At 71.2% G+C, this 24,581-nt stretch carries 21 protein-coding genes; 12 read left to right on the top strand and 9 right to left on the bottom strand.

From position 1 onward, the window contains the following. The 6 genes from AB0D31_RS21675 to AB0D31_RS21650 form a co-directional block, all read right to left on the bottom strand. The coding region (locus tag AB0D31_RS21675; RefSeq protein WP_362725488.1) for a histidine kinase at positions 1-1,314 on the bottom strand (1,314 nt) is incomplete at its 3' end. A 241-nt stretch (positions 1,315-1,555) separates the two neighbouring features. Continuing rightward, positions 1,556-3,946, bottom strand: coding sequence for a histidine kinase (locus AB0D31_RS21670; RefSeq protein ID WP_362725485.1), 2,391 nt, complete (start codon positions 3,944-3,946; stop codon positions 1,556-1,558). 56 nt (positions 3,947-4,002) lie between these two features. Next, positions 4,003-6,288 (bottom strand): histidine kinase, encoded by a 2,286-nt coding sequence (locus tag AB0D31_RS21665; protein ID WP_362725482.1) that lies wholly within the window; start codon positions 6,286-6,288, stop codon positions 4,003-4,005. 186 nt (positions 6,289-6,474) lie between these two features. Next, the gene (locus tag AB0D31_RS21660) at positions 6,475-7,119 is read right to left on the bottom strand and encodes a hypothetical protein (RefSeq protein ID WP_362725479.1); all 645 of its coding nucleotides are present in this window, start codon (positions 7,117-7,119) and stop codon (positions 6,475-6,477) included. 60 nt (positions 7,120-7,179) lie between these two features. Next, positions 7,180-9,459, bottom strand: coding sequence for a TOMM precursor leader peptide-binding protein (locus tag AB0D31_RS21655; RefSeq protein WP_362725476.1), 2,280 nt, complete (start codon positions 9,457-9,459; stop codon positions 7,180-7,182). Further along, a complete protein-coding gene (locus AB0D31_RS21650) occupies positions 9,459-9,629 on the bottom strand; it encodes a hypothetical protein (RefSeq protein WP_362725474.1) in 171 nt (56 codons plus the stop codon). Before AB0D31_RS21650 ends, AB0D31_RS21655 begins: the two co-directional genes overlap by 1 nt. Before the next feature lie 297 nt (positions 9,630-9,926). Between AB0D31_RS21650 and AB0D31_RS21645 the strand changes: the two genes are divergently transcribed. The 6 genes from AB0D31_RS21645 (at position 9,927) to AB0D31_RS21620 (ending at position 15,424) form a co-directional block, all read left to right on the top strand. Further along, on the top strand, positions 9,927-10,745 hold the full coding sequence (locus tag AB0D31_RS21645; RefSeq protein ID WP_362725471.1) for an AfsR/SARP family transcriptional regulator: 819 nt from the start codon (positions 9,927-9,929) through the stop codon (positions 10,743-10,745). Between the two features lie 198 nt (positions 10,746-10,943). Further along, positions 10,944-11,714, top strand: coding sequence for a cyclase family protein (locus AB0D31_RS21640; protein WP_362725468.1), 771 nt, complete (start codon positions 10,944-10,946; stop codon positions 11,712-11,714). Further along, positions 11,711-12,550, top strand: a complete 840-nt coding sequence (locus tag AB0D31_RS21635; RefSeq protein ID WP_362725465.1) for an alpha/beta fold hydrolase — start codon at positions 11,711-11,713, stop codon at positions 12,548-12,550. The genes AB0D31_RS21640 and AB0D31_RS21635 overlap by 4 nt, the downstream gene beginning before the upstream one ends. Positions 12,551-12,610: 60 nt before the next feature. Beyond that, positions 12,611-13,882, top strand: a complete 1,272-nt coding sequence (locus AB0D31_RS21630) for a beta-ketoacyl-[acyl-carrier-protein] synthase family protein (RefSeq protein WP_362725463.1) — start codon at positions 12,611-12,613, stop codon at positions 13,880-13,882. Further along, positions 13,879-15,126 (top strand): ketosynthase chain-length factor, encoded by a 1,248-nt coding sequence (locus AB0D31_RS21625; RefSeq protein ID WP_362725460.1) that lies wholly within the window; start codon positions 13,879-13,881, stop codon positions 15,124-15,126. The genes AB0D31_RS21630 and AB0D31_RS21625 overlap by 4 nt, the downstream gene beginning before the upstream one ends. A 40-nt stretch (positions 15,127-15,166) precedes the next feature. Then, positions 15,167-15,424: an acyl carrier protein gene (locus AB0D31_RS21620; RefSeq protein ID WP_267053288.1), complete on the top strand. Its 258-nt coding sequence runs from the start codon at positions 15,167-15,169 to the stop codon at positions 15,422-15,424. A gap of 283 nt (positions 15,425-15,707) precedes the next feature. Here the strand turns inward: AB0D31_RS21620 and AB0D31_RS21615 are convergent, their stop codons facing one another. Next, the gene (locus AB0D31_RS21615; protein WP_362725457.1) at positions 15,708-16,148 is read right to left on the bottom strand and encodes a nuclear transport factor 2 family protein; all 441 of its coding nucleotides are present in this window, start codon (positions 16,146-16,148) and stop codon (positions 15,708-15,710) included. Between the two features lie 208 nt (positions 16,149-16,356). Between AB0D31_RS21615 and fabG the strand changes: the two genes are divergently transcribed. The 6 genes from fabG to AB0D31_RS21585 all read left to right on the top strand — a co-directional run bounded on the left by fabG (position 16,357) and on the right by AB0D31_RS21585 (position 22,991). Then, on the top strand, positions 16,357-17,154 hold the full coding sequence (fabG, locus tag AB0D31_RS21610) for a 3-oxoacyl-ACP reductase FabG (protein ID WP_362725454.1): 798 nt from the start codon (positions 16,357-16,359) through the stop codon (positions 17,152-17,154). A 79-nt stretch (positions 17,155-17,233) separates the two neighbouring features. Beyond that, positions 17,234-18,184 carry an aromatase/cyclase gene (locus tag AB0D31_RS21605; protein ID WP_362725451.1) on the top strand — a complete coding sequence of 317 codons (951 nt, stop codon included), beginning with the start codon at positions 17,234-17,236 and terminating at the stop codon, positions 18,182-18,184. Further along, complete coding sequence (locus AB0D31_RS21600; protein WP_362725448.1) at positions 18,177-19,724, top strand: class I adenylate-forming enzyme family protein; 1,548 nt, start codon at positions 18,177-18,179, stop codon at positions 19,722-19,724. Before AB0D31_RS21605 ends, AB0D31_RS21600 begins: the two co-directional genes overlap by 8 nt. Before the next feature lie 134 nt (positions 19,725-19,858). Beyond that, on the top strand, positions 19,859-20,887 hold the full coding sequence (locus AB0D31_RS21595; RefSeq protein WP_362725445.1) for an aldo/keto reductase: 1,029 nt from the start codon (positions 19,859-19,861) through the stop codon (positions 20,885-20,887). Positions 20,888-20,898: 11 nt separating this feature from the next. Next, complete coding sequence (locus AB0D31_RS21590; protein ID WP_362725442.1) at positions 20,899-21,732, top strand: SRPBCC family protein; 834 nt, start codon at positions 20,899-20,901, stop codon at positions 21,730-21,732. Next, positions 21,729-22,991, top strand: a complete 1,263-nt coding sequence (locus AB0D31_RS21585; protein WP_362725440.1) for an FAD-dependent monooxygenase — start codon at positions 21,729-21,731, stop codon at positions 22,989-22,991. Before AB0D31_RS21590 ends, AB0D31_RS21585 begins: the two co-directional genes overlap by 4 nt. 93 nt (positions 22,992-23,084) lie before the next feature. On the opposite strand, the gene AB0D31_RS21580 is transcribed toward AB0D31_RS21585, so the two are convergent. Both AB0D31_RS21580 and AB0D31_RS21575 read right to left on the bottom strand, forming a co-directional pair. Next, positions 23,085-23,765, bottom strand: coding sequence for an antibiotic biosynthesis monooxygenase (locus tag AB0D31_RS21580; protein ID WP_362725438.1), 681 nt, complete (start codon positions 23,763-23,765; stop codon positions 23,085-23,087). 33 nt (positions 23,766-23,798) lie between these two features. Then, positions 23,799-24,560, bottom strand: coding sequence for an NAD-dependent epimerase/dehydratase family protein (locus tag AB0D31_RS21575; RefSeq protein WP_362725436.1), 762 nt, complete (start codon positions 24,558-24,560; stop codon positions 23,799-23,801). Between the last annotated feature and the right edge of the window lie 21 nt (positions 24,561-24,581).

The following is a 24,581-nucleotide window of genomic DNA, read 5'->3' as shown; positions in this document are numbered from 1 at the left end:
GTGGGAGCAGTCCGCGTGGGAGCAGTCCGCGTGGGAGCAGTCCGCGTGGGAGCAGTCCGCGTGGGAGCAGTCCGCGTGGGAGCAGTCCGCGTGGGAGCAGTCCGCGTGGGGGCAGTCCGCGCAGGAGCCCCGCACCGCGCCGGGCTCTCGCCTCACCGCAGCCGCCGTCACCGCACCCGGCACCCGACTCGCCCCGGCCGGGCCCCCCTCATCCGGCTGCCCCGAGCCACCCCGCAGCGGAACAACCGCTTCGAGGCGGAACCAGCCGCGCCCGTCCGGGCCATGGGTCAGCGTGCCGCCCAGCTCCCGTACCCGGGAGGCGAGCACGGCCAGGCCACTGCCCTCGCTCTCGTCCACCGCAGGAGCCGGCGTGCGACCGCTGCCGTCGTTGGACAGGGTCAACACCGCTGTACCGGAACGGAGTTCAGCCCGGATCGCGCACGCCTCGGCCTTGCTGTGCCTCAGCAGATTGGTCAGGCCCTCTCGCAACACGGCCGCGAGCACCGTGTCCACCACGGCGGGCGGGCGGCCCGCCTCGAACGTCAGCGTCGTCCGGATGCCGGCGGCGGACAGCATCGACACCGCCGCGTTCGCCTCGTCGGACAGCGACATCTCGCGGTAGCCCCGGCTCACCGACCGCACTTCGGCGAGCGCCTCGCGCGAGCTGCGCAGTACCTCACCGAGCTCGTCGGACGCCTTGGCGGGAGCCGTCGCCAACAGCCGATAGGCCAGCTCGCACTTGAAAGTGATGGCGGAGAGACCAAAGCCGATGACGTCGTGCAGATCGCGTGCGAAGCGCAGCCGCTCCTGCGCCACCGCGAGCCTGGAGAGCTCCTCACGCGAACGGTGCAGCCGCACGATCAGGTCCGACATCCGCGACAGACCGATCACGACGAGGCTGATCAGAGCGGCGTCGAAGGTGCTGTACAGAACGGTGGCCGTGTCGCTCCCGACCGCCACGATGATCACGCAGGTGATGAGGGTGATCGCGCCGAGCAGCGCCCAGCCGAGCACGTCGGGGAACACCAGGACCGCGGACGCGGCGAGGAACGCCTGCATGCCGCCCCAGCCGTCCTGGAACAGGAGCATCGGCAGATAGCTGAGCAACGCCTGCGCCGCCCAGGTCGCGTGACGGTGCCGGGCCTGCCGAGGGAAGAACGCCGGGTAGAAGTGGCCCAGTTGAAGGACGAGGATGGCGAGGAAGCCGACGGCCGCTCCGGTCTTCTGCCAGACCGAGAGGTGTTCCCTCCAGAGAAAAGCGCCGTCGATGACGAAGAAGCCGACCAGCACCGCCCCGGTGACGGCGATCGCCACGCGCTGTGCAAGCGCGCGCCCCTCCCCGCGCGTGGGTGCCCCTTCCGCGCGGCCGACTGCGTCGATCCTCAAGTCTCCCCCGTGAGCTTGCTGCTTCAGTGGTGGGTGTTGGTGCGCCGACACGTACGTGTCACCGCGTATGCGGCAACACGTAGGCGGGAACGCCTAGCCGCCAACACATCGGTGAGCGGTCCCGCTGGACGCGGTCGTCCAAGCCCCGGCCCGTCGTTCGGTGGTCCGTTCAGCAGGCCGTAGCCGCCAGTACGACCTCGGCTTTCATCTCGAAGCGGCCGTCCGGGCGCGCCTGTGCCACGAGGCGGCCGTTCACCGCCTCGACCCGCGTCGTCAGATTGCCCAGGCCGCTGCCGCCGTTGACCTTGGAGTCGAGTCCGGCGTCCGCGCAGCTCCCCACGCCGTCGTTGACCAGAGTCAGCCGCACCCCGCGGGCGGTCCGCTCCGCCCGGATCTCGCAGTGCGCGGCGTTGCTGTGCCGCAGCATGTTCGTCAGGCCCTCGCGCAGTGTGGTGGCGAGTACGGTGTCGACGTCCCCGGGCAGCCGGCCGCAGTCGGCGTCGACAGTGGCCCGGATTCCCACCCCGGCCAGCATCGCGGTCGCGCTCTCGGCTTCGGCCGTCAGGCTCATCCGGTGGTGCCCGCCCGCCACCGCCCGTACGTCGGCGAGCGCCCGGCGCGCTATCCCGAGGACCTCGGTGAGTTCGATGCGCGCCTGCACGGGCCTGGTCGGCGCGAGACGGCGTACCAGCTCGCACTTGAGCGTGATCGCGGACAGGCTGAACCCGAGCAGATCGTGCAGGTCGCGCGCGAACCGGAGCCGTTCGGTCGTCACCGCGAGACGGGCGATCTCGGCGCGCGAGCGATGGAGTTCGAAAGCCGAGTGGCGTAGCCGTGCCAGGCCGAACAGGACGACACTACAGATCGGCGTGTAGGCGCCGAAGTAGACGTAGTCGTTGATCACTGGGTCGACGGCGTAGAGCGTGATCTCCGCACCCGCCATGACCGCGGCGAGCACCGGCCAGGCCACTCGGGCAGGCAGGATCAGCAGCGCGGTTCCCGCCAGGAAGCCCGGCATTCCCAGACAGTTCGGTCCGACGAGGAGGATCGGAACGATCTGGAGCAGGAGCAGCGTGGTGCCCAGGAGTGCGTGGCGCGCCGGCCGCGACAGCCGGTCCAGCCGTCCGATCCGCCGCGGGAAGGACACTGCGAGTTGCACCAGCGCCATGGCCAGCAGAAACGATTCGACGACCATCACTCGCCCCGGGGAGGGGTCGAAGGAGATCGACACCATCGAGTACGCCAGGAAGTAGCCCACGAGCACGGCGAGGTTGAACGCCGAGGCGGCGCGCGGGACCAGGTCCCGGTGGCCCAGGCCGTGGGGCTGCACCGCCGGCTGCTCGGGGTCGTCGGGCGCAGCGGCCCGCGCCGGGCCGGCGTCGTCCCGGCGTGCGGTGGCGTCGGGGACGGGGACGACGGCCCGCAGGCAGAACCGGCCCGGCCCCTGTGGTCCGTGGGTCAGAGCGCCGCCGAGCGCGGTGAGACGCTCGGCGAGCGCCGTCAGGGAGCCCTCCGGCTCCGTCGTGGCCGCGCGGCCACGTCCCACACCGTCGTTGGTCAACACGACCACGACTGTGCCGGAGCGGTGTTCGGCCCGGATTTCGCACTGCTCGGCCTTGCTGTGCCGCAGCAGGTTGGTCAGGCCCTCGCGCAGCACGGTGGCGAGCGCCGCGTCCATCGCGTGCGGCAGCACCATGTCGTCGAAGGCGTCTAATTCCAGTGTGGTGCGGATGCCGGCCGCGCCGAGCAGGGAGACCGCGGCGTGTGCCTCGCCCGACAGGGACATCTCCCGGTAGCCGACGCTGACCGCCCGTACATCGGCAAGTGCCCTGCGCGAGGTCACCAGCACCTCCGCGACCTCGGCCTGCGCCTTGGCGGGGTGGTCCGCGAGCAGCCGGTATGCGAGTTCGCACCGGAGCGAGATCGCGGACAGGCTGAAGCCGAGGACGTCGTGCAAGTCGCGGGCGAAGCGCAGCCGTTCGGCGGCCACGGCCAGCCGGGAGAGTTCCGCGCGTGAGCGGTGCAGCTTCACCACCATGTCGGACATCCGCGAGAGCGCGATGACCGTCAACGGGATCAGGGCCGCTTCGACCGCCGCGTACGCGACGCTGTCCCAGCCCGTGCGGAAGTGGTAGAAGATCAGGAACTCTCCGCAGTACGCGAGGCAGAAGAGGCACCATCCGGACGCCCCCGGGAACACCAGCACCGCGGAAGCGCTGAAGAACCCCGACATCCCGCCCCAGGCAACCCCGAACCTGAGCACCGGGAGATAGGCGAGGAGTCCCTGGAGGACCCAGGTCGCATAACGGTAGCGACTGGGCCACGGTGCGAGTCCGGGGAAGGAGTGGGCCAGTTGCAGCCCCAGGAGGGCGGCGAAGCCGACGAGGACGGCGGCCCACTGCCACAGCGGCGGGTACTCGAACCACACGTACGCGCCGTCGATCACGAAGAAGCCGAGCAGTACCCCCGCGGTGATGACGATGGCCGCGCGCGGTGGCAACGCACGGTCCACCCCGCTCGTCGACTTCGCGCCCGTGCGGTCGGCCGCCTCGGTCCCCAACTCTCCCCCATGAGCTTGCGTGTTGTTCGATTGCGGGCGCCGCGTTCGACGGTCGGTCAGGCGGCGGTGGCGAGGAGTTCGACCTCGGCCTTCAACTCGAACCAGCCGTCCGCTCGCGCCCCCGCTTCCAGACGGCCGTTCACCGCGTTCACCCTGGTCGTCAGGTTACCGATGCCGCTGCCGCCGTTGACCTTGGAGTCGAGCCCGGCGTCCGCGCAGCCCTCCACGCCGTCGTTGACGAGGACCAGGCGCACCCCGGCCGTGGTTCGCTCCACCGTGATCCGGCAGTGCGCCGCCTTGCTGTGCCGCAGCATGTTCGTCAGGCCTTCGCGCAGCGTCGTCGCGAGTACGGTTTCCACTTCACCGGGCAGCTCACCGCAGTCCGTGTCGACGGTCGCGCGGATCCCCACCCCGGCGAGCATCGCGGTGGCGTTCTCGGCCTCCGCGGTCAGGCTCATCCGCTGGCGGCCCTCGGCCACCGTCCGTACGTCGGCGAGCGCCTGCCGGGCGATGCCCAGAACTTCGGTGAGTTCGGCTTGGGCCTGCACGGGCTTGGCCGGGGCGAGACGCCGGACCAGTTCACATTTCAGTGTGATGGCGGAGAGGCTGAACCCGAGCAGGTCGTGCAGGTCACGGGCGAAGCGGAGGCGTTCGGTGGTCACCGCGAGGCGGGCGATCTCGGTACGGGAGCAGTGGAGCTCGGACGCCAACTGCGCCATGCGCGACAGGCCGAAGACGACGAGGGCGCACGTGACGGTGTAGGCGCACTGCCAGGTGATGTCCCAGGCCGCGTTGCCCGCCGCGTACAGCTCGACCCCGCAGGCCGCCGTGACGGCGGCGAGCAGGGGCCAGGCAGCCGCGGCCGGAAGCGTGAGAAGAGCCGCGCCCGCGACGAACCCCGGCAGCCCCACCCACGTCTGGCCGAGGAACAGTGGTGGCACGAACTGGAGCAGGAGCAGCGCCGCCAGGGCTCCGTGGCGGAGCACCCACGGGCGGTGTGCCGCCCAGGCGAAGCGCCACTGGAAGGAGATGGCCAGCTGGATGACGAGTGTGGCGGACAGGCAGAGTTCCACCGCGAGCCCATGGCCGAAGGTGGGGTGATAGGCCAGGGCGATCTCCGCGTACGCCAGGAAATAGCCCACGAGAACCGCACACGCGATCGCGGAGGCGGCACGGGGAACGATGTCGGGGTGGCCGAGTCCCCGCGGCGCGAGCACCGGCCGATCGGGCCCCCCGGTTCCGGAGGCGCCGACGCAGCCGGCGTCGGGCTCCCCCTCTGCCTGAGCGGGCAGGGGGACGGCGGCCTCCAGCCGGAACCACCCGTGGCCGTCGGAGCCATGGCTGAGGGTGCCGCCCAGTTCCTGGACACGGGAGTCCAGTGCGGTCAGGCCGTTGCGTGCACCGCTCTTGGGAATCCGCGAGCGGCCGATGCCGTCATTGGCGAGCGTCAGCACCGCGCTGCCGTCCCGCCGCTCGGCCCGGATCTCGCACTGCTCGGCCTTGCTGTGCCGCAGCATGTTCGTCAGACCTTCGCGCAGCACGGTCGCGAGGACCGTGTCCACCCTGGCGGGCAGCGCGGAGTCGTCGATGTTCAAGCTGGTACGGATTCCCGCCGCGGACAGCATGGAGACGGCGGCGTCGGCCTCGCCGGACAGAGACATCTCGCGGTATCCGCGGCTCACCGAGCGCACGTCCGCGAGTGCCTTGCGCGAGGTGCGCAGCACTCCTCCGAGCTCCTCGTGGGCCTTGGCGGGTGCGTCCGCCAACAGCCGGTAGGCGAGCTCGCACTTGAGCGAGATCGCGGACAGGCTGAATCCGAGGACGTCGTGCAGGTCGCGGGCGAAGCGCAACCGTTCGCTGGCGACCGCAAGGCGCGACAGCTCCTCGCGCGAGCGGTACAGCTTCACGATCATGTCGGACATCCGGGAGAGCCCGATGACGATCAGCGGGATGAGGACCGCCTCGATCACCGCGTACGCGCCGGTCTCCCAGCCGGTCCCGTAGTGCATGAAGACGAGGCTGTCCCCGACGGCCCCGAGGCAGAAGAGCGGCCAGCCGATCGCAGAGGGGAACACCAGCACGGCGGAGGCGGTGAGGAACTCCGTCATGCCGCCCCAGCCGACCCCGAAGGCGAGGATCGGCAGATACGTGAGCAGCCCCTGGACCACCCACGTCGCGTACCGGTACCGGGGGGACCACGGGGCGAGACTCGGAAAGGAATGGCTCAGTTGCAGCCCGAGGATGGCGGCGAAGCCCAGGAGTGCGGCGGCGAGCTCCCAGCGCGCCGGATGCTCCAGCCACACATATGAGCCGTCGATGACGAACAGGCTCACCAGCACCACGGCCGTGATGGCTATCGCTTTTCTTGGCGGCAACACCTGACTGCCGACATCAGCGGAAGGAATGTTCCGCTGGTCGACTATTCCTGTTTTCAACTGTCCCCCTGGTTTACAGCGCCCGGTCAGAAGCACGTCTCCGGACCGGATCATAGGCAATCCGGCTGCCGAATCTGTAGTGCCCGACCGGTTTCACAGACTGGCTGAGCCCTTGAGATCCGCCCCGGAGAAAATGCCTGCGGCGATCGTGTAGGCGCGCGCAGCCCGCAAAACCGTCTGTGGAAGCGGTACGTCGAGCGATGACCGAAAATCGCTCTCCCCGTTCACCAGGTACGCCAAAAGCCGCGGACCGTCCGGGCCGTGCAGCTCGATGCGGTGGTGGCCGCCCGCACAGGACAGGACGGGGTCGCTTCCGGGGCGGCGCAGCACCGCCTTCGCCGGCACCCGGAGGTCGCCCCGCGGCGTGACCGGCGGCGGATGAAACGTGGCGCGCGGCGAGAGGGGGATCACGCTCAGGAGCGGCGACGCACCGATCGCGAGGTGGCGCACTATCACGTGCTGGAGCGGTTCGAGGGCGGCGAGCAACTCCCGGGAGGCGTCGTTCCACTCGGTCTCGGGCACGTCGTAGCCCGGGAATCCGGGCGCCACGTTGGCGAGCGACACCGGGCCGAGTTGCATCCGGTGCAGGGCCTCGCGCAGCAGCGGACCGGGCCGCTCCAGGCGCAGCTCCCCCCAGGGCGTGCGCAGCACGAGGCTCTGACCCAGCAGCACCGTGACGTCCTCGCGCAGCGACCAGAACTCGCCGAGTTCACGGGCCGCGAGGCGGTCGATACGCATGAGGGGGTCCTTCCACCGGCAGGGTGTGACGTTCGCGTGCGACGTGCTGGTCGAGTGGGTTCAGAGGAAGAGCGGGACCGGGTTGAGGTCCTCGTACGGCGTCGGCGCGACCACTCTGCCGAGTTGCACCGGTATCTCGAAGAGCCGTCCGCGGGCGTAGCGGGCCCAGTGCGATCTGAGCCCCGGCACCACCACCTTGACCACCGGAAGCCCCACGTCGGGCCGCGTCTGGTCGAGTACGAGGAGTTCCATCCCCTTGCTCCGCAGCAGCCCCACGACCGCCTCGATGTCGTCGTGCAGATCGTCGTTGGGAGTGTAGGGGTGCGTGCCGGGGCCGGTCGGGGCGCCGTCGGCCGGCAGCAGGTAGGCGTGGTCCTCGACAGTCGCGGTGCGCAGCCATGCGTGTACGTCGGGGTCCTCGGCCGCGGCACGGGAGACGCTGCCGTCGGGTGCCACGACGTGCGGCATCATCTGGTTGAGCTCGGTCAGGGCACGGCGCAGCGCGATCGCGGGGTCGAAGTGCGCTCCGAAACCGAACATGATGTCCTGCCGCTGCCCGGGTTCGACGTCCGCAATCCTCGACAGAGCCGCCATCACCGGGATTCCGAGGTCGGCCGTGAGGTCGAGGACCCACACCTCGCGCCCCAACGAAGCGTGCACGCGCCTGAGTTCAGTGATCCACGGGTCGTCGAAGGCGTCGAGGTCCACGGCCGGCTGACGGGTGCGGTTGTACCACCACAGGGCCAGCGCGTCGCGCTCCACCAGTTCGAGGAAGCCCTGCAGCACGGCGTCCTCCAGGGTTCCGCCGGCGGCCGTGCCGTTGGAGGTGGCCAGGCAGGAGAAGGCTCCGGGCGACTGCGGCACTCCGTAGTAGAGCAGCGCGGTCGGGAGCAGCTTCTGCCGCTGCTCGGTCACCGACCAGAGCGGGGTCCAGTCGGTGGGTCTCTCCTCGTCGAAGGGGTCGGCGACGTACTGGAAGGGGCCGTGGGCCTCGTTCCATTCGGCCCGGTCGGCGTACTGCCGTTCGTCGTAGAGCTGGACGCTGTCGGGGTGGATCGCGTCCGGCGCCAGCTCGCGGTACGTGCCGTGGACGGTGGACTCGCCCCCCTCGAAGTGGCCCGAGTGGCGTTCGAGTGCCTCGGCCAGTGCACTGACCCTGGCCTGGATCTCGGTGGCGCCCTTGCCTCCGCAGGAGGCGCGCAGCCCGCCGCGTATCGCACCGAGACCGTGGGTTCCCGCGGCCGGGTTGACGCCCGCGGAGAAGGAGTTGAAGAACTCCGGGCCGCATGCGTGGCGTTCCACTCCGCGTACCAGACCCGTGACCGGGTCGATCAAATGGCCGTACCGTTCGAGGAGTTGCCGAGGCGTGAGACTGCGGTGCCCGTTCCCGTTGGTGTCCCGCTTGATGCGCGAGCGCAGCACCACCGGGGCCAGCACCTGGGCGGTGGTCATCGCGGGCTCCCCGCAGGTGGCGCACTGCGGGCGGCGCACAACCGGGTGGAGCTCCCCGGCGAGGGTGAGCCCGTCGAGCGTGCGCAGCGCCTGCTGGCCGGCATCCCGGTATCCCGCCAGCCACTTGGCGGCTTCGAGGCCGGCCAGCTGGAGGGCCGCGAGACGGGCGGCCGAAAGCGTGCAGGCGGGGCGGGTTACCGGGCCGGAGCGGCCCAGCATGCGCTGGACGTGGGCTTCGACCGGGCGGCTGCGCCACAGGCGTTCGGCCAGGCAGGCCCAGCAGGGGCCGTCCGGATCTCCGAAGAAGGGGCCGATCCACATCTCGGTCCCCTCGGTCTTCACCGGCAGCCAGCGCCGTCCCGCCGCCCTGAACTCGGCGTCCTTGACCGCGAGTTCAGGGTCGAGATAGTCGTCGCAGAGGACCAGCGTGAGATCGGCCGGCTCGTCGGTGAGGGTGAGGCCGGCAGCGGTGAGGGCGGCGGACAGCTCGCCCGCGTCCGCACTGCCGGCCGCCACCACGCCCACCGTGCCCTGCCCCAGGCCGTTCGCAGCCCGGGTTCCGTCCAGTCCCGCCGCTTCCCAGTACGCCTGCTCGGCGGCCTCCCGCACCGACATCTGACGCTCGCGGCCGCACAGCAGCCCGGCGCCGGTCAGCCGCGACACCAGCCGGGCCGCCTGCCCGGAGGGGAGCGCGTCCGCGGTGTCCTGGGCGATGCGCTCCAGGGGGCGGGTGCCGTCGAGGAAGGGGGCGAGCCGGGCGATCTGTTCGCCGTGCAGTGCGGTCACCCGCTGCTCGGAGATCAGATACACCGCTTCGCCGGGCACCTGCTCGACCCGCAGGTGCGGCTTGAACCCCAGGAGCGGGGCGGCGCTCCGGACGGCCCCCATCAGACGGTGTACCGAGCCGCGTCGCGGGCAACGGCGGACGGCGGCTGCGTGACCCCGGTGAGGCCGCAGGGGACGGGCAACTGGCCGGCCAGGAGGTACCTGCCGAACTCCTCGATCACAAGGTCGTCACTGGCGCAGACGGTGTGACTGAGACCGAGATTCGCATTCATGTTTCCCCCTGGCAGACATCTGACGAAGACCCGGGGGAACCCCTCCCCCTAGCCGCCGGTACTCGACTCCTGGTCGGCCCGACGTCCAGAACTCTGCCGGGTCGGCCTGATCCGCCCCAGTGCCGCGCTCACGGGATGCACATGAAACTTTCATACCCGTGCCCAGGACACTCACATGCTGGGTTCAGGAGCCCGGCACTGCCACAACTCATCCCCGGGTGACAGCTTTTGAGGGTGCTTGGAGCCGGGTCCGAAAACCATCGGGTCATCCGGCAGATCCGACCCCGGAGGAATCCCATGGAGATCAAGGTTCTCGGTCCGCTCATGGCCGAGTCGGGCGGCACGTCGGTCGTCCCGAGCGCCGGCAAGCCGCGGCAGATACTGGCGCTGCTCTCGGTGTACGCCAACCAGGTCATGCCGGTTCCGACGCTGATGGAGGAGATCTGGGGGGCCGACATGCCCCGCAGCGCGCTCACCACCCTGCAGACGTACATCCTTCAGCTGCGCCGGCTGATCGCCGGGGCGCTCGGCCCGGACAGCCCGTACACCGCACGTGAGGTGCTCGCCACGCGGCACGGCGGCTACCTCCTGGAAGTGACGCCGGGCGCGGTGGACGTGCACGAGTACGACCGTCTGGTGGCGACCGGGCGCGGCGCCGCCGAGCGCGGCGACGACGAGAGCGCGGCGGCCCTGTACCGCGACGCGCTCGGCATGTGGCGCGGCCCGGCCCTGGTGGACGTGCGCCTTGGCCCGCTCCTGGAGATCGAGCTGGTGCGTCTGGAGGAGAGCCGCCTCGGGGTCCTTGAGCAGCGGATCGACTCCGACCTGCGGCTCGGCCGTCACATGCAACTGCTCGCCGAGCTGACCTCGCTGACGGCCCGCCACCCCCTGCACGAGGGCCTGCACGCCCAGTGCATGGTGGCGCTCTACCGCTCGGGCCGGTCCTGGCAGGCGCTGGACGTTTTCCAGAACCTGCGGCGCGGGCTGGCCGAGGAGCTGGGTCTCGACCCCTCGGCGCGGCTTCAGCACCTGCACCGCGCGGTGCTCGCCGGTGACCCGGCGCTCGACTCGCATCTGGCCGGCCGCCGCCCGGTGCTCGACCTCTTCGCCGCCTGAGCGGCGCACGGGCGGCCCGACCGCCCGGCAGCAACGCGTCCGGACCCCGCCCTCTCCCCCCACAGGGCGGGGTCCGACGCGTGCGTGGCTCGATTCCCCCTCCCCCAGGGGGGTCCGACGCGTGCGTGGCTCGATCCTGCCTCTAGGAGGCGGACGCACAGTGCCCCGCGAACGTCGCCAACGACACTGGGGGTTACCTTGCGAGTCATCGATCTGTCGTCGCCCGTGGACGCGGCCGGCTGGGAACCGGACCCGATCATCCACGAGATCATGACGCCCGCCGAGGGCGCCGCGCACATGGCGGCGGAGATGAAGGAGCACTTCGGGCTCGACTTCGACCCGGCGGACCTGCCGGGGGGTGAACTCCTGTCCCTGGACACGCTCACCCTGACCAGCCACACCGGCACCCACGTCGACGCGCCCTCGCACTACGGCTCGGTCGGCGACTACGGGCGGCCCCGGCACATCGACGAGATGCCGCTCGACTGGTTCCTGCGCCCGGCCGTCGTGCTCGACGTGAGCGACGTCGGCGTCGGCGCGATCGGTGTCGAGCGCGTCGAGAAGCAGATCGCCGAGATCGGATACACCCCGCAGCCCCTCGACATCGTCATGCTGCACACCGGGGCCTCCCAACACGCCGGTACGCCGCGGTACTTCACCGACTTCGCCGGGCTCGACGGGCCGGCCACCGACTTCCTGCTCGACCTCGGCGTGCGCGTCATCGGCACCGACGCCTGGAGCCTGGACGCGCCCTTCGGCCACATGATCCGCACCTTCCAGGAGACCGGTGACCAATCGGTGCTGTGGCCCGCGCACTTCGCGGGCCGGCGCCGCGAGTACTGCCAGGTCGAGCGGCTCGCCCACCTCGACACGCTGCCCACGCACGGCTTCCGGGTGTCCTGCTTCCCCGTCAAGATCGCCGGAGCGGGGGCGGGCTGGACCCGGGCCGTCGCCCTGATCGACGAATGAGAACCGCGAGCGCCACCCGCGAAGAGACCGTGACGCCCTGGCTGTTCTGCTTCCACCACGCCGGCGCCGGGATCTCCTCGTTCGCCAAGTGGCAGAAGATTCTGGGTGACACGGCCGAGGTCGTGCCGGTGCTCCTTCCGGGCCGCGGGCCGCGGGCCAAGGAGGCCCGGATCACCGACGCCGCCGAACTCATGAACGAGCTACGGGAGTTGATCACTCCGCTGCTCGACCGGCCCTACCTGCTGTACGGGCACAGCCTCGGCGGTCTGGTCGCGCACGCGCTGACCCGGACCCTGGAGGACGACGGCCTACTGCCGCCGGCCCGCCTGGTGATCGGCGCCGTACCTCCCCCGCATCTGCGCAACACCCTGCTGCGCGGCGCCCGCCTGCCCGACCGTGAACTCATCGACCTGCTGGTCGACTTGGAGGCGGCGCCGGCGGAGGCCGCGGGGCGCGACCGCTCCCTGTGGCAGCGCCATGTGATCCCGGCGCTCCGCGACGATCTGCGGCTCGGCGAGGCGCTGTGCCAGGTCAACGCGGACAAAGCGGTCGGCACCCCGCTGATGGCGCTGGCCGGCCGGGACGACCCGATCGCGCCGCTGTGGGAGGTGGCCGAATGGGCCGACTACTCGGTGACCCACTTCCGTCTCCAGACGCTGCCGGGCGACCACTTCTTCGTACGCGAGCGCGGAGTCCCCGAGCTGCTGCGCAAGGTGGCCCTTGAGCTGCGGGAGTCGCTCAAGGGGAAGTACGGCGGCGAGTCGAGCGGGCGTCGAGAGGACGGGACGAGACTCCTTCCGACAGCGGATCTGACAGCGGACCTATCAGAGAGGTGACGCAGCCGTGCTGCACATTCCCGGGGCGCACCCCCAGGCCCAGCCCAACGAGGGGGACAGGTGAGCCGACGCGTAGTCATCACCGGAATCGGTGTGGTCGCCCCCGGAGGCGTCGGCACCAAGGAGTACTGGTCCCTGCTGACCGCGGGACGCACCGCGACCAGGGCCGTCACGCTTTTCGACGCTTCGGCCTTCCGGTCGAAGATCGCCGCGGAGGTCGATTTCGACCCGGTCGCCCAGGGGCTGACCGAGGAACAGGCCGGACGGCTCGACAGGGCCGCCCAGTTCGCCCTGGTCGGCGCCCGTGAGGCGGTTTCGGACAGCGGCCTGGACATGACGGGCATCGACCCGTTCCGCACCGGCGTCACCATCGGCAGCGCGGTCGGCGCGACCACCGGGCTCGACTACGAGTACGCGGCGGTCAGCAACAACGGCGCCGAGTGGCTCGTCGACCACGAGCGGGCCGTACCGCACCTGTACGACTACTTCGTGCCGAGCTCGTTCGCGGCCGAGGTGGCGTGGGAGTTCGGCGCGCAAGGCCCCACGGCGGTGGTCTCCACCGGCTGCACATCGGGTCTGGACTCGGTCGGCCACGCCGTCGAGCTGATCCGCGAGGGCAGCGCCGACGTCATGATCGCCGGCGCCACGGAGGCGCCGATCTCGCCGATCTCGGTCGCCTGCTTCGACGCGATCAAGGCCACGTCGAACCGCAACGACGAGCCGGAGACGGCCTCGCGGCCCTTCGACAAGTCCCGCAACGGCTTCGTGCTCGGCGAGGGCAGCGCGGTGTTCGTCCTGGAGGAGTACGAGCAGGCCGTGGCGCGCGGCGCGCACATCTACGCCGAGATCGCCGGGTTCGCCTCACGCTCCAACGCGTACAACATGACGGGCCTGCGGGCGGACGGCGCGGAGATGGCCGAGGCCATCGGCGCGGCGCTGGAGGAGGCCGGGATCCCCGGTACCGACATCGACTACATCAACGCGCACGGCTCGGGCACCCTCCAGAACGACCGCCACGAGACGGCCGCGTTCAAGAAGAGCCTCGGCGACCACGCGTACGCGACGCCCGTCTCCTCCATCAAGTCGATGATCGGGCACTCGCTCGGCGCCATCGGCTCCCTGGAGATCGCCGCGTCCGCGCTCGCCATCGAGCACGGCATGGTGCCGCCGACCGCGAATCTGCACGAGGCCGACCCCAAGTGCGACCTCGACTACACGCCGGTCCACGCCCGGGAGCGCGAGATCAACACCGTACTCAGTGTGGGCAGCGGCTTCGGCGGATTCCAGAGCGCGATCGTGCTCACCAAGCCCGAGCGGAGGAAGACGGCATGACGAGCGAGCTGCTCGAACGTACGGCGGTGCGCTCCGCGACCGCTGTGTTCACCGGGATCGGCGTCACCGCGCCCAACGGGCTTGGTACGCAGGCCTGGTGGGAGGCGACGGTGAGGGGCGAGAGCGGCATCCGGCCGGTCTCCCGCTTCGACGCCTCCGGCTACCCCGCCACCCTCGCGGGCGAGGTGCCCGGCTTCGACGCCGCCGAGCACATCCCCAGCCGGCTGCTCCCCCAGACCGACCACATGACGCGGCTCGCCCTGACCGCCGCGAAGGAGTCCCTGGAGGACTCCGGCGCCGACCCGGCCGAGATGCCGCCGTACTCGGCGGGCGCGGTCACCGCGGCCTCCGCGGGCGGTTTCGAGTTCGGCCAGCGCGAGCTCCAGGCGCTGTGGAGCAAGGGCGGTCAGTACGTCTCCGCCTACCAGTCGTACGCGTGGTTCTACGCCGTCAACACCGGCCAGATCTCCATCCGGCACGGCCTTCGCGGGCCCAGCGGTGTGCTCGTCACCGAGCAGGCGGGCGGCCTCGACGCGGTCGCCCAGGCCCGGCGCCAGCTGCGCAAGGGCAGCAAGCTCATCGTCACGGGCGGCGTGGACGGCGCGGTCTGCCCGTGGGGCTGGACGGCGCAGCTCGCCGGCGGGCGGATGAGCCCGGTCGCCGACCCCGGGCGCGCGTTCCTGCCCTTCGACCGTGAGGCCAGCGGTTACGTCGCCGGAGAGGGCGGCGCGATCCTGGTCCTGGAGGACGCCGAGGCGGCCCGTGAGCGCGGCGCGCGGATCTACGGCCAGCTCTCGGGTTATGCCGCCACCTTCGACCCGGGGCCGGGTCGGGGTGGCGAGCCGGGCCTGCGCCGAGCGGCCGAACTCGCGCTGATGGAAGCCGGGTTGACGGACTCCGACGTGGACGTCGTCTTCGCGGACGCGTCCGGGGTGCCCGAGCTCGACCGCCAGGAGGAGGCGGCGCTGACCGCGCTGTTCGGGCCCCGCGGGGTGCCGGTGACGGCCCCGAAGACCATGACGGGCCGATTGTCCGCCGGCGGCGCCTCGCTCGATCTCGCGGCGGCGCTGCTCTCCATCCGGGACGCGGTGATCCCGCCGACCGTGAACGTCACCGACCCGGTCGCGGCCGACGCGCTCGACCTGGTCACCGAGGCCCGGCGCGGGCCCGTACGCACCGCACTGGTCCTGGCCCGCGGGACCGGCGGCTTCAACGCTGCGGCCGTCGTGACCGCGGCGCACTGAACTCCCCTGTTGTCATTGCGGATTGAGAGAGGCGACCTTCATGAATCTCAAGGAACTGACCACGCTGCTTCGTGAGTGCGCGGGTGTCGGCGAGGGGATCGACCTGGACGGGGACGTCCTGGACGTGCCCTTCGACGACCTGGGGTACGACTCGCTCGCCATCCTCCAGGTGACGGGTGTGATCGAGCGGGATTACCAGATCCAGCTGTCGGACGACACGGTGGCGGAGGCGTCGACCCCGCGGGTGTTGCTGGAGTTCATCAACGAGTGCCTGACGTCTGCGACGGCTGCGGCGTAGTCCTCACGTCGGCTGCCGTGCCCCGCCCCGGGGTGCGGCAGCCTTCTGCGTTCCGCGGGGTTGCCGTGCTTCACCGGCCGCTGTCGGGTGCCCTACAGGGGCGCGGGGAACTGCGCAGGCTCGGGGTCCGGGGTGCGGGGGGGGGTGTGCGGAGGGGACTTGGGCGCCGCGCACGCGCAGAAGTGCCCGCACGCCGGGGGATTGCGTGCGGGCACTTGCTCTGGGGCCCCGGAGGGGCATGGCGTCGGGCCGGGTCGTCAGATCAGGTCGTCAGATCAGGTCGTCAGATCAGGTCGTCGCGGGTGATCTGGCGGTCCTGGATCTGCCAGGCCCCACCCACTCGCACCACCCGGTCCACACACAGCGTGCTCGCCTTGATCTCCGGCCGCCCACCCCGCGGCGTCTCGATGACCAGCGCGTAGCAGCGGGCGGTCACGACGTCGCCGTCGACGCCCTCGACCGAGACCATGCCCAGCCAGTGACGCCGCTGGACGCCGGCCTTCGCGTACGCCTCGGTCGCGGCTGCGGCCGCCGCGGTGATGGCCTCGCGGCCGACCGCCGGCACCGGCTGTGCGTTGGCGGCGAACACGCCGTCCGTGGTGAAGGTGTGGGCCCACTCCTCGACCCGGCCGTCGTCGAGCAGATGCATCTGCTGCGCGTAGAACTGCTGGATCTCCGTGTACAGCCCGGCCGTGGTGGTCTGCGGCAGCTCGGTGACGCTCATGGGGGTCCTCTCCTCCTGGATCTTCCTGCTCCCTGAGCATCGGGGCCACCGCTCGACCCGCGCTGGTGCGCCGGTGGGGGCCGCATCCCCCGGCGCGGGCCGCAGCCCCGCCCGGCGACCCGCGCCCGGGGTCAAGCCCGGCTCGACACCGGTTCGAGTGGCCCGGCGCACTTTGGCCGCGTACACCAACTCATCCGAGGAGATTCGTATGACTCAGCCCAAGGTCACCAGCGAGCGCCGGGTCGCGCTCATCACCGGGGCGACCAGCGGGATCGGTCTGGCGTCGGCGCGCGCGCTGGGCGAGGCCGGTCTCGCGGTGTTCATCTGCGCGCGCAACGCCGAGTCGGTGGAGCTGACCGTGAAGGAGCTCCGCGAGGAGGGCCTCGACGTGGCCGGCGCGACCGCCGACGTCCGCAGCGCCGACTCCGTCAAGGAGCTCGTGGCCGCCGCCGTCGAGACGTACGGCCGGGTCGACGTCGTCGTCAACAACGCCGGCCGCAGCGGTGGCGGCGTGACCGCCGACGTGTCGGACGAGCTGTGGGACGACGTCATCGACACCAACCTGAACAGTGTGTTCCGGGTGACCCGTGAGGCGCTCAACGTGGGCGGCATGCGCGAGCGCGGCTGGGGCCGCATCATCAACATCGCCTCCACCGCGGGCAAGCAGGGTGTGGTGCTCGGTGCCCCGTACTCGGCCTCCAAGCACGGCGTGGTCGGCTTCACCAAGGCGCTCGGCAATGAGCTCGCCCCGACCGGCATCACCGTGAACGCGGTCTGCCCCGGCTACGTCGAGACGCCGATGGCGCAGCGCGTGCGCCAGGGCTACGCCGAGGCGTACGACACCTCCGAGGACGCGATCCTCGCCAAGTTCACCTCGAAGATCCCGCTCGGCCGCTACTCGACGCCCGAGGAGGTCGCGGGTCTGGTCGGCTACCTGGCCACCGACACCGCCGCCTCGATCACCGCGCAGGCCCTCAACGTCTGCGGCGGCCTCGGCAACTTCTGAGCCCGAGGGCGAAAGAGCAGACCGAACCGCCGGCCCGACGGCTTCCCGCAACTCCCGTCAGCAGTAAAGGAATTCACCCGTGTCCGTGACCGGAACGAAGCACCACACCCTCCACAGCGTCGCCGTCGCCGCCCCCGCCGAGGTCGTGTACGGGATCGTCGCCGATGTCACCAAGTGGCCGCAGTACTTCGGCCCCAATGTGCACGTCGAGCACCTGGAGCAGGACGACCGCGCGGAGCGCATCCACATCTGGGCGACCGCCAACGGCGCCGTCAAGAACTGGATCTCGCGCCGTACCTTCGACCCCGAGGGGCTGCGGGTCGACTTCCGCCAGGAGGTCTCCGCGCCGCCGGTGGCCGGCATGGGCGGCGCCTGGGTGGTCTCGCCCGTGGACGCCGAGACCTCACTGCTCGAACTCCACCACGACTTCGAGGCCGTCGACGACGTTCCGGCGTCGGTGGAGTGGATCCGCGCGGCCGTGGACCGCAACAGCGGGGCCGAGCTGAACAACATCAAGGAACTCGCCGAGCAGCACGCCCAGTTGGACGAGCTGGTCTTCATGTTCGACGACACCGTCCACATGGACGCCGACGCCTCCGATGTATTCGACTTCCTGAACCGGGCCGACCTGTGGCCCGAGCGGCTGCCGCACGTGGCGCGTCTGGAGCTGACCGAGGACGAGCCGGGTGTGCAGGTCATGGCGATGGACACCAGCACCGCCGACGGTTCGGTGCACACCACCGAATCGATCCGCGTGGTGTTCGCGCCGGACCGCATCGTCTACAAGCAGACCACCGTGCCGGGGCTCATGACCGCGCACACCGGCCGCTGGACGATCGCCGAGACCGAGGGCGGCGTCGACGTCACCTCGCGCCACACCGTCACGCTGCGCACCGACACCATCGAGAAGTATCTCGGTGAGGGCAAGACGGTCGCCGACGCCCGTGCCTATGTGCACCGTGCGCTGTCCACCAACTCCACCAACACCTTGAAGCTTGCCCGCACTTACGCGGAGGCGCTCCGTGGCTGACACGCTGTCCCCCGACGCGCTGCCCGAGGTGCCGGACCGGCTCGACCAGCTGCTGTCCCGGGCGGCCGCCGCACACCCGGCGCGGCCCGCCGTCGTCACCGACGACTTCACGATGGACTACGCCGCCTTCGATGCCCGGGTGACGGCCGTGGCCGCCGGGCTCCAGGCGCTCGCGCCGGAGCCGTCGGTCGTGGCGGTCGGGACGGTGCTGCACCCGGATGTCGCGGTCGCCTACTACGCGGCCGTGCGGGCCGGGCACACCGTGGCCGTCGTCAACCCGCTGCTGCGCGAGGACGACCTGGCGCACGTCCTCGGCCTTGCCGGAGCCCGGGTGGTTCTGCTCGACGCGGGTCTGAACGCGCGTCTGGGCCACGTCCGCGACCGGCTGCCCGCGCTGCGTGACGTGGTGCTGATCGGCGCCGGTACGGACGGGCTCGACCTGCTCTCGCGCGACGAGCCGCTCGCCGCGCACGGCAAGGGGTCCGGCGACACCGCCGCCCTCCAGTTCACCAGCGGCACCACGGGCCGGCCCAAGGCGGTCCGGCTCAGCCACCGCAATGTGACCGTGAACGCCGCGCAGATCGCGGGGGCGCACCGGCTCGACGGCGAGTCGGTCACCCTCAACCACCTGCCGACGTACCACCCGATGCACCTCAACTCGGCGATCGCCGCGGGCGCCACGCAGGTGCTGTGCGCGTCCCCCGAGCCGTACGCGGCCCTGATGACCGCCAACCGGCACGGGGCGACGATCCTGTACAGCCTGCCGGTGCGCCTTGCCCGGCTCGCGGCCGACCCGGATCTCGACTCCGTCTCGATGCCGACGGTCCAGCGCATCGCGTCGGGCGGCTCGGGCCTCCCGGTGGCGGCCGCGCGCCGGCTGTCCAAGCGGTTCGGGGTGCCGGTCTTCCAGGGGTACGGGCTCGCCGAGACCTCTCCGCTGACCCACAGCGACGACCCGGACCAGCCGGTGCACGGCTCGGTCGGCACCCCCGTCGCCGGGACCGAGTGCCGGGTCGTCGACATCGAGTCGCGCGCGGCGCTCACGGCCGGCGGTGTCGGCGAGGTGCAGCTGCGCGGACCGCAGGTGATGCAGGGGTACGCGGGCGGCCCCGACGGCACGGGACTCGAACCGGACGGCTGGCTGAACACCGGTGACGTCGGCCGGATCGACGAGGACGGCCGGCTGTTCCTGGTGGACCGCCTCAAGGACGTCTTCAAGTGCGACAACTTCCTGGTCGCACCCTCGGACGTGGAGCGCGTCCTGCGCCGTGACGCGCGGGTCGCCGATGTCGTGGTGGTCGAGCTCGCGGACGTCGAGCACGGCGCGGTCGCCGGCGCCCTCGTGGTGCTCGCGGGCACCCACTACCACGACGGCGCCGTCCTCGCGGAGGTGATCGCGCAGGCCAACGACACCCTGCCGTACTACCAGCAGGTCCGTGACGCCATGACGCTCGACGCCATCCCGCGCTCGGGCAACGGGAAGATCCAACGCCGGGTGCTCGCACAGCAGTTGACGTCTCATCAGCCGGTCGCCGGCTGACTTCGCGAGACCCCGCATGTCCTTCACCGCGTCCGCCGTCGCGGGCGGTCGTGCCGCGTTCGCCACGGCCGGCGCCTGACGGCTCGGGAGGCCGGCCGCGTCCGGAGAGAGCCCAGAAAGAGAAGGGATTCACCATGGAGTACCGCCGTCTCGGCGCCTCGGGACCGGTGGTCAGCCGGGTCGCGTTCGGGAACTCGCTGACCGCGGGCAACCAGTTGGACGACCGGGCCGCCGCCGCCTGCGTGCGGGCCGCGCTCGACGCGGGCATCACCACGTTCGACACCGCCGACGCGTACGCCGAGGGCCGGGCCGAGGAGCACCTCGGCCGGGCCCTCGCGGGCGTCGACCGGGACACCGTCGTGATCTGCACCAAGGTCGGCAGGGGCGGTGGGCCAGGGCCGGGCGCTCTGTCGCGCACCCGGATCGCCGCGTCCCTCGATGCCTCCCTGCGCCGGCTCGGCACCGGGCACATCGACCTCTACCAGGCGCATCTGTACGACGATTCGACGCCGCTCGACGAGACGATGAGCGCGTTCGCGGACGCCGTCGCCGCGGGCAAGGTCCGCCATATCGGCGTCTCGGAGTGGGCCGCCGACGAGATCGAGCGGGCCACCGTGCTCGCCCGTGAGCTGGGCATCGAGCTGGTCTCCAACCAGCCGCAGTACTCGATGCTGTGGCGGGTCATCGAGGCCGAGGTCGTGCCGGCCTGTGCACCGCTCGGCATCGGCCAGATGGTCTGGTCGCCGCTGGCCGGCGGCGTACTGACCGGAAAGTACCGGCCGGGTCGTCGGGCGCCCGCCGGATCGCGGGCGGTGGCCGCCAAGGGCGGCGAGGTGTCCATCCAGCGCTACCGCTTCCTGTCGGACGAGGTCCTCACCGCGGTCGGCCGGGTCGCCGCGCTGGCCGACGAGGCCGGCCTCACGATGGCTCAGCTCGCCCTTGCCTGGGTGTTGCAGAACACGCAGGTCGCCACGGCCGTCATCGGGGCCTCCGCGCCCGAGCAGATCGGCCGCAATCTGGCGGCCGCCGACACCGTGCTCGACCCGGAGCTGCTCGCCCGGATCGACACCGCGCTCGGCCCCGTCGTGGTCACCGACCCCGGACTGACCCTGAGCCGGATGCTCCGCGCCAAGACCGCCGCCCCCGCCCCCGCCACCCTCTGAGAGGTACCGCTGTGACCACTTCCACGACCAACCGGGAGATCCACCGGACGCGCGCCGGGATCGAGATCGACGCGCCCGCCGACACCGTCTACCGGGCGCTGACCCATGTGGCCGACTGGCCGCTGCTGTACCCCTGGATCGCGCACACCGAGGTCATCGCCCAGGACGGGCAGGACGACGAGGTGAAGTTCTGGGCGGTGCGGCCCGGCCCCGAGGGCGGGCTTCGCGTCTGGACCTCCCGGCGGACCCTCGACCCGGTGGCGCTGCGCATGGACTTCGCGCAGCAGGGCTCGGTGGGCCCGATCAAGGAGTTGGGCGGCACCTGGGACTTCCTGCCCCGCTCGGACGGCGGCTGCCAGGTGGTGTCCGGGCACTGGTTCACCACCGACGCCGACCCGCAGGACACCGCGGGCGAGCTCGACCGGCACGGCGGGCTCCAGATGCGCACCCTCAAGTCCAAGACGGAGCAGCCCGCTTCGCTGACCTCGGACGTGGTCCGGGTCGAGGACAGGGCGGTGGTTCCCGGCTCGGTGGCCGAGGTGCACGCCCGGCTCCTGGCGGCGCTGCCGCCGCACGAGGGGGGTGAGGACAGCGCCTGGTTCGGCGTCCAGGACGGTGTGCCGGCCGTGCAGATCGAGCACGGCGGCCACACCCTCGTACAGAAGCCCCTGACACCGCCCGGCCCCGCCGAGCTGTACCGGCGCCGGTGGCGTCTGACGCAGACGCCCGACGGTGTCGTGGTGCGGGCCGATGTGCTCGCCGTGGCGTCGCTCGGCCGCGACCGGGTGCTCGACCTGGCCACCGCGGATGTGCGGTCCGCGCTCGCCCTGGCCGGGCAGCGATGACGGCGGCCGCCGAGGAGGTCCGTGCCGGGGCCCGCGCCGACGAGGAGCACCGCAGTGACGTGTGCATCGTCGGGGCGGGCCCCGCCGGTCTGACCCTCGCGCTGCTGCTGCTCAAGTCCGGGGTGCGGGTGAGTGTGGTGGAGCGGTCGCGCTCGCACCAGCGGGAGTTCCGCGGCGAGATCCTCCAGCCGGGCGCGATGACGGTCCTCGACCGGCTCGGGGTGCTGGACGGCGCCCGCGCCCGCGGCTGCCACGAGCACGACCGGTTCCGCCTTGTGGAGCAGGACCGGGTGCTGCTCGACATCGACTACCGCGCGCTGCCGGCCCCGTACGACCATCTCCTGTCCATCCCGCAGTCCCACCTGCTCACCGAACTCCTGTTGCACTGCGCCGAGTTCGCCGGTTTTGAGTACGTGGACGGGTGCCGCGTCAACGCGCTGCTGCGTGACGAGCGGGGCCGGATCACCGGAGCATCCGCCGACGGGCACGTCTTCCACAGCAAGGTCGTGGTCGGCGCCGACGGGCGGTTCTCCAAGGTACGCCGGCTCGCCGGGATCGAGGCGGGCCGCAGCGAGGCGTTCGACCAGGACGTGCTGTGGTTCAAGCTGACCCGGGACGAGCCCGAAGTCAGCCACGATGTACGGGTGTTCAGGAGCGCCGGCACCAGCCCGGTGCTCGCGTACGGGTCCTGGCCCAACCGGATCCAGGTCGGCTGGACGCTGCCGCACGGCGGGTACAGACACGTCGTCGCACAGGGGCTCGGCCACGTCAAGGAGCAGCTGGCGAAGGCGGTGCCGGCGTACGCGGATCTGATCGACGCGCAGATCACCTCGCTGCGCGATCTGAGCCTGCTGGACGTGTTCTCGGGGCGCGCCGAGCGGTGGGCCACCGACGGGCTCGTCCTGATGGGCGACGCCGCGCACACCCACAGTCCGATCGGCGCGCAGGGCATCAACCTGTCGGTGCAGGACGCGGTCGTGCTGCACCCGCTGCTCGTGGAGTCGGTGGGCCGCAGCGACGCGAGCGCCGCGTTCCTGTCGCGGTTCGAGGAGCGCAGGGCGCCCGACATCGCGACGATGATGCGGCTCCAGGGCATGCAGTCCAAGGCGATGCTGTCGACCGGTACGTTCGCGACGCGGGTGCGCCCCAAGCTCGCGGCCGTGGTCAAGCACACCCCGGTCTACCGCAAGGTGCTGCGCACCATCGCGTTCGGCAACCCGTCGATCGAGGTGGCCGAGGGGCTCTTCACCGCGCGCTGAAGCTGTCGCACAGGTACATCTGGCGGACACGTAAAAGGCGGGCCGGGTCTTCAAGACCCGGCCCGCCTCCCGTGTGCGGTGGTGCGGTGTGCCTCAGCCGGCTCGGACGGCGGCGACCTCGGTGCGGGCCGAGTCGACGACCGCCTTGTACAGGCCGCCCTTGACCTCGGCGTGCACGGCCATGATCTGCGCGTCGGCCGCCATCTCCGGGCTCTTGAGGACCGGCAGGTAGGCCTGGGGGCCGCTCCACCAGCCGATGTTGACGTAGGCGCCGGTCTCGCGGTTGGAGTGCACCAGCTGGTGGCCGAGGAAGCCCTCGTGGCCCTTGACGAAGGACAGGTGGCCGAGGAAGGAGCCCTCGAAGGCCTGCTGGTCGGCGCCCTCGCGCAGGGTGAACGTGGTGAGCGCGACCGCGGCGTCCGCGGACGGCACGGCGAGCGCGCCGAGCCCGTCGGCCGCGTTCTCGCCGGCGAGGACCGGGCCGTGCACGCTGGTGATGGCGGCGAGATAGACGAAACGGCTGGAGACGGCGGTGAAGAACTGCCAGTCGCCGACGACCGTGCGGTGCGCGTCGGCGTCGCGCCACCAGGTGAGGATGACGAAGTTGTCGGGCTCCTTGATGCCGCGCAGCAGCGCGGTGCGCAGCAGACCGTCCTTGGCGGCGACGGCCTCCTTGTACTTGAGGTAGGCCTTCTCGAACTCGGCGCCCTTCGCCTTGTGCTTCTCCTTGAGGACGAAGTGGGCGACCGCGACGACGGGGCTGTTCTCGCTCATGAGGTGAACCTTCCGATGCTTCGGGTGGATGGGTTACGCGGTGACCGGCAGCTGTGCGTAGGCGTGGACGTACTTGTCGAGGACCGTGCGGTAGTACTCCGGTCCGAAGCCGAGCCCGTACACCGGCGGCACGAGACGGCAGAGCTTGTCGATGGAGACGGGCTGGGCGCCGGATGCCTCCACGTAGGACTTCTCGGCGCGGACGCCGAGCAGGTGCTCCATGTGTGTGACGACGTCCTCGATGCGCGGGGCGTGGCCCGAGGCGACGTTGACGACGTCACGGGTACGGCCGTCGACGAGCAGCGCGTGCACGATCTTGATGACGTCCTCGACGTCGATCAGGTCGCGTTGCGCGCCGCGGTGGACCTGGATGCTGCCGCCCACCAACTGCCGTACCAGGGCGGGCAGAAGCTGGTGGGCCGGCTGGTTGAAGCCGACGACGTGCGAGAGGCGCAGGATCAGGTACTCGACGTCCGAGGACTTGACGACCGCTTCGAGGGAGAGCTTATGGCGGCCGTACGGGGTCGCCGGGTAGACGGGGCCGTCCTCGCGGCCGGGCGAGGCGTCGGGCACCGAGTACATTCCGGCGGACGCGGTCGAGAAGAACACCAGGCGTTTGCCGGTCTTCTCGCAGTGCCGCAGCACCTCGTACAGGCGCTTGGACTCACGGGTGTACTGCTCCGGCGGAATGTCACCGGCGGCCGAGACCCCGGCGGCCAGCGCCACCACGTCGGGGTGGTGTTCGGCGATGCCTGCCAGGTGTCCGGCCAGGAAGCCCCTGCCGACTATCTCCATGGGGTGTGCCAACTCCTTGTG

It is taken from the genome of Streptomyces sp. NPDC048361 (genome assembly GCF_040651795.1).
Classification (GTDB): Bacteria; Actinomycetota; Actinomycetes; order Streptomycetales; family Streptomycetaceae; genus Streptomyces.
The sequence above is the reverse complement of the archived record's forward strand: the minus strand, read 5'-3'. Positions and strand labels throughout refer to the sequence as shown.

Bases quoted from the DNA above. Each gene is read 5' to 3' on its own strand.
- AB0D31_RS21660 (WP_362725479.1), bottom strand. From the start codon at position 7,119: ATGCGTATCGACCGCCTCGCGGCCCGTGAACTCGGCGAGTTCTGGTCG.
- AB0D31_RS21655 (WP_362725476.1), bottom strand. From the start codon at position 9,459: ATGGGGGCCGTCCGGAGCGCCGCCCCGCTCCTGGGGTTCAAGCCGCAC.
- AB0D31_RS21650 (WP_362725474.1), bottom strand. From the start codon at position 9,629: ATGAATGCGAATCTCGGTCTCAGTCACACCGTCTGCGCCAGTGACGAC.
- AB0D31_RS21645 (WP_362725471.1), top strand. From the start codon at position 9,927: ATGGAGATCAAGGTTCTCGGTCCGCTCATGGCCGAGTCGGGCGGCACG.
- AB0D31_RS21635 (WP_362725465.1), top strand. From the start codon at position 11,711: ATGAGAACCGCGAGCGCCACCCGCGAAGAGACCGTGACGCCCTGGCTG.
- AB0D31_RS21625 (WP_362725460.1), top strand. From the start codon at position 13,879: ATGACGAGCGAGCTGCTCGAACGTACGGCGGTGCGCTCCGCGACCGCT.
- AB0D31_RS21620 (WP_267053288.1), top strand. From the start codon at position 15,167: ATGAATCTCAAGGAACTGACCACGCTGCTTCGTGAGTGCGCGGGTGTC.
- AB0D31_RS21615 (WP_362725457.1), bottom strand. From the start codon at position 16,148: ATGAGCGTCACCGAGCTGCCGCAGACCACCACGGCCGGGCTGTACACG.
- fabG (WP_362725454.1), top strand. From the start codon at position 16,357: ATGACTCAGCCCAAGGTCACCAGCGAGCGCCGGGTCGCGCTCATCACC.
- AB0D31_RS21595 (WP_362725445.1), top strand. From the start codon at position 19,859: ATGGAGTACCGCCGTCTCGGCGCCTCGGGACCGGTGGTCAGCCGGGTC.
- AB0D31_RS21585 (WP_362725440.1), top strand. From the start codon at position 21,729: ATGACGGCGGCCGCCGAGGAGGTCCGTGCCGGGGCCCGCGCCGACGAG.
- AB0D31_RS21580 (WP_362725438.1), bottom strand. From the start codon at position 23,765: ATGAGCGAGAACAGCCCCGTCGTCGCGGTCGCCCACTTCGTCCTCAAG.
- AB0D31_RS21575 (WP_362725436.1), bottom strand. From the start codon at position 24,560: ATGGAGATAGTCGGCAGGGGCTTCCTGGCCGGACACCTGGCAGGCATC.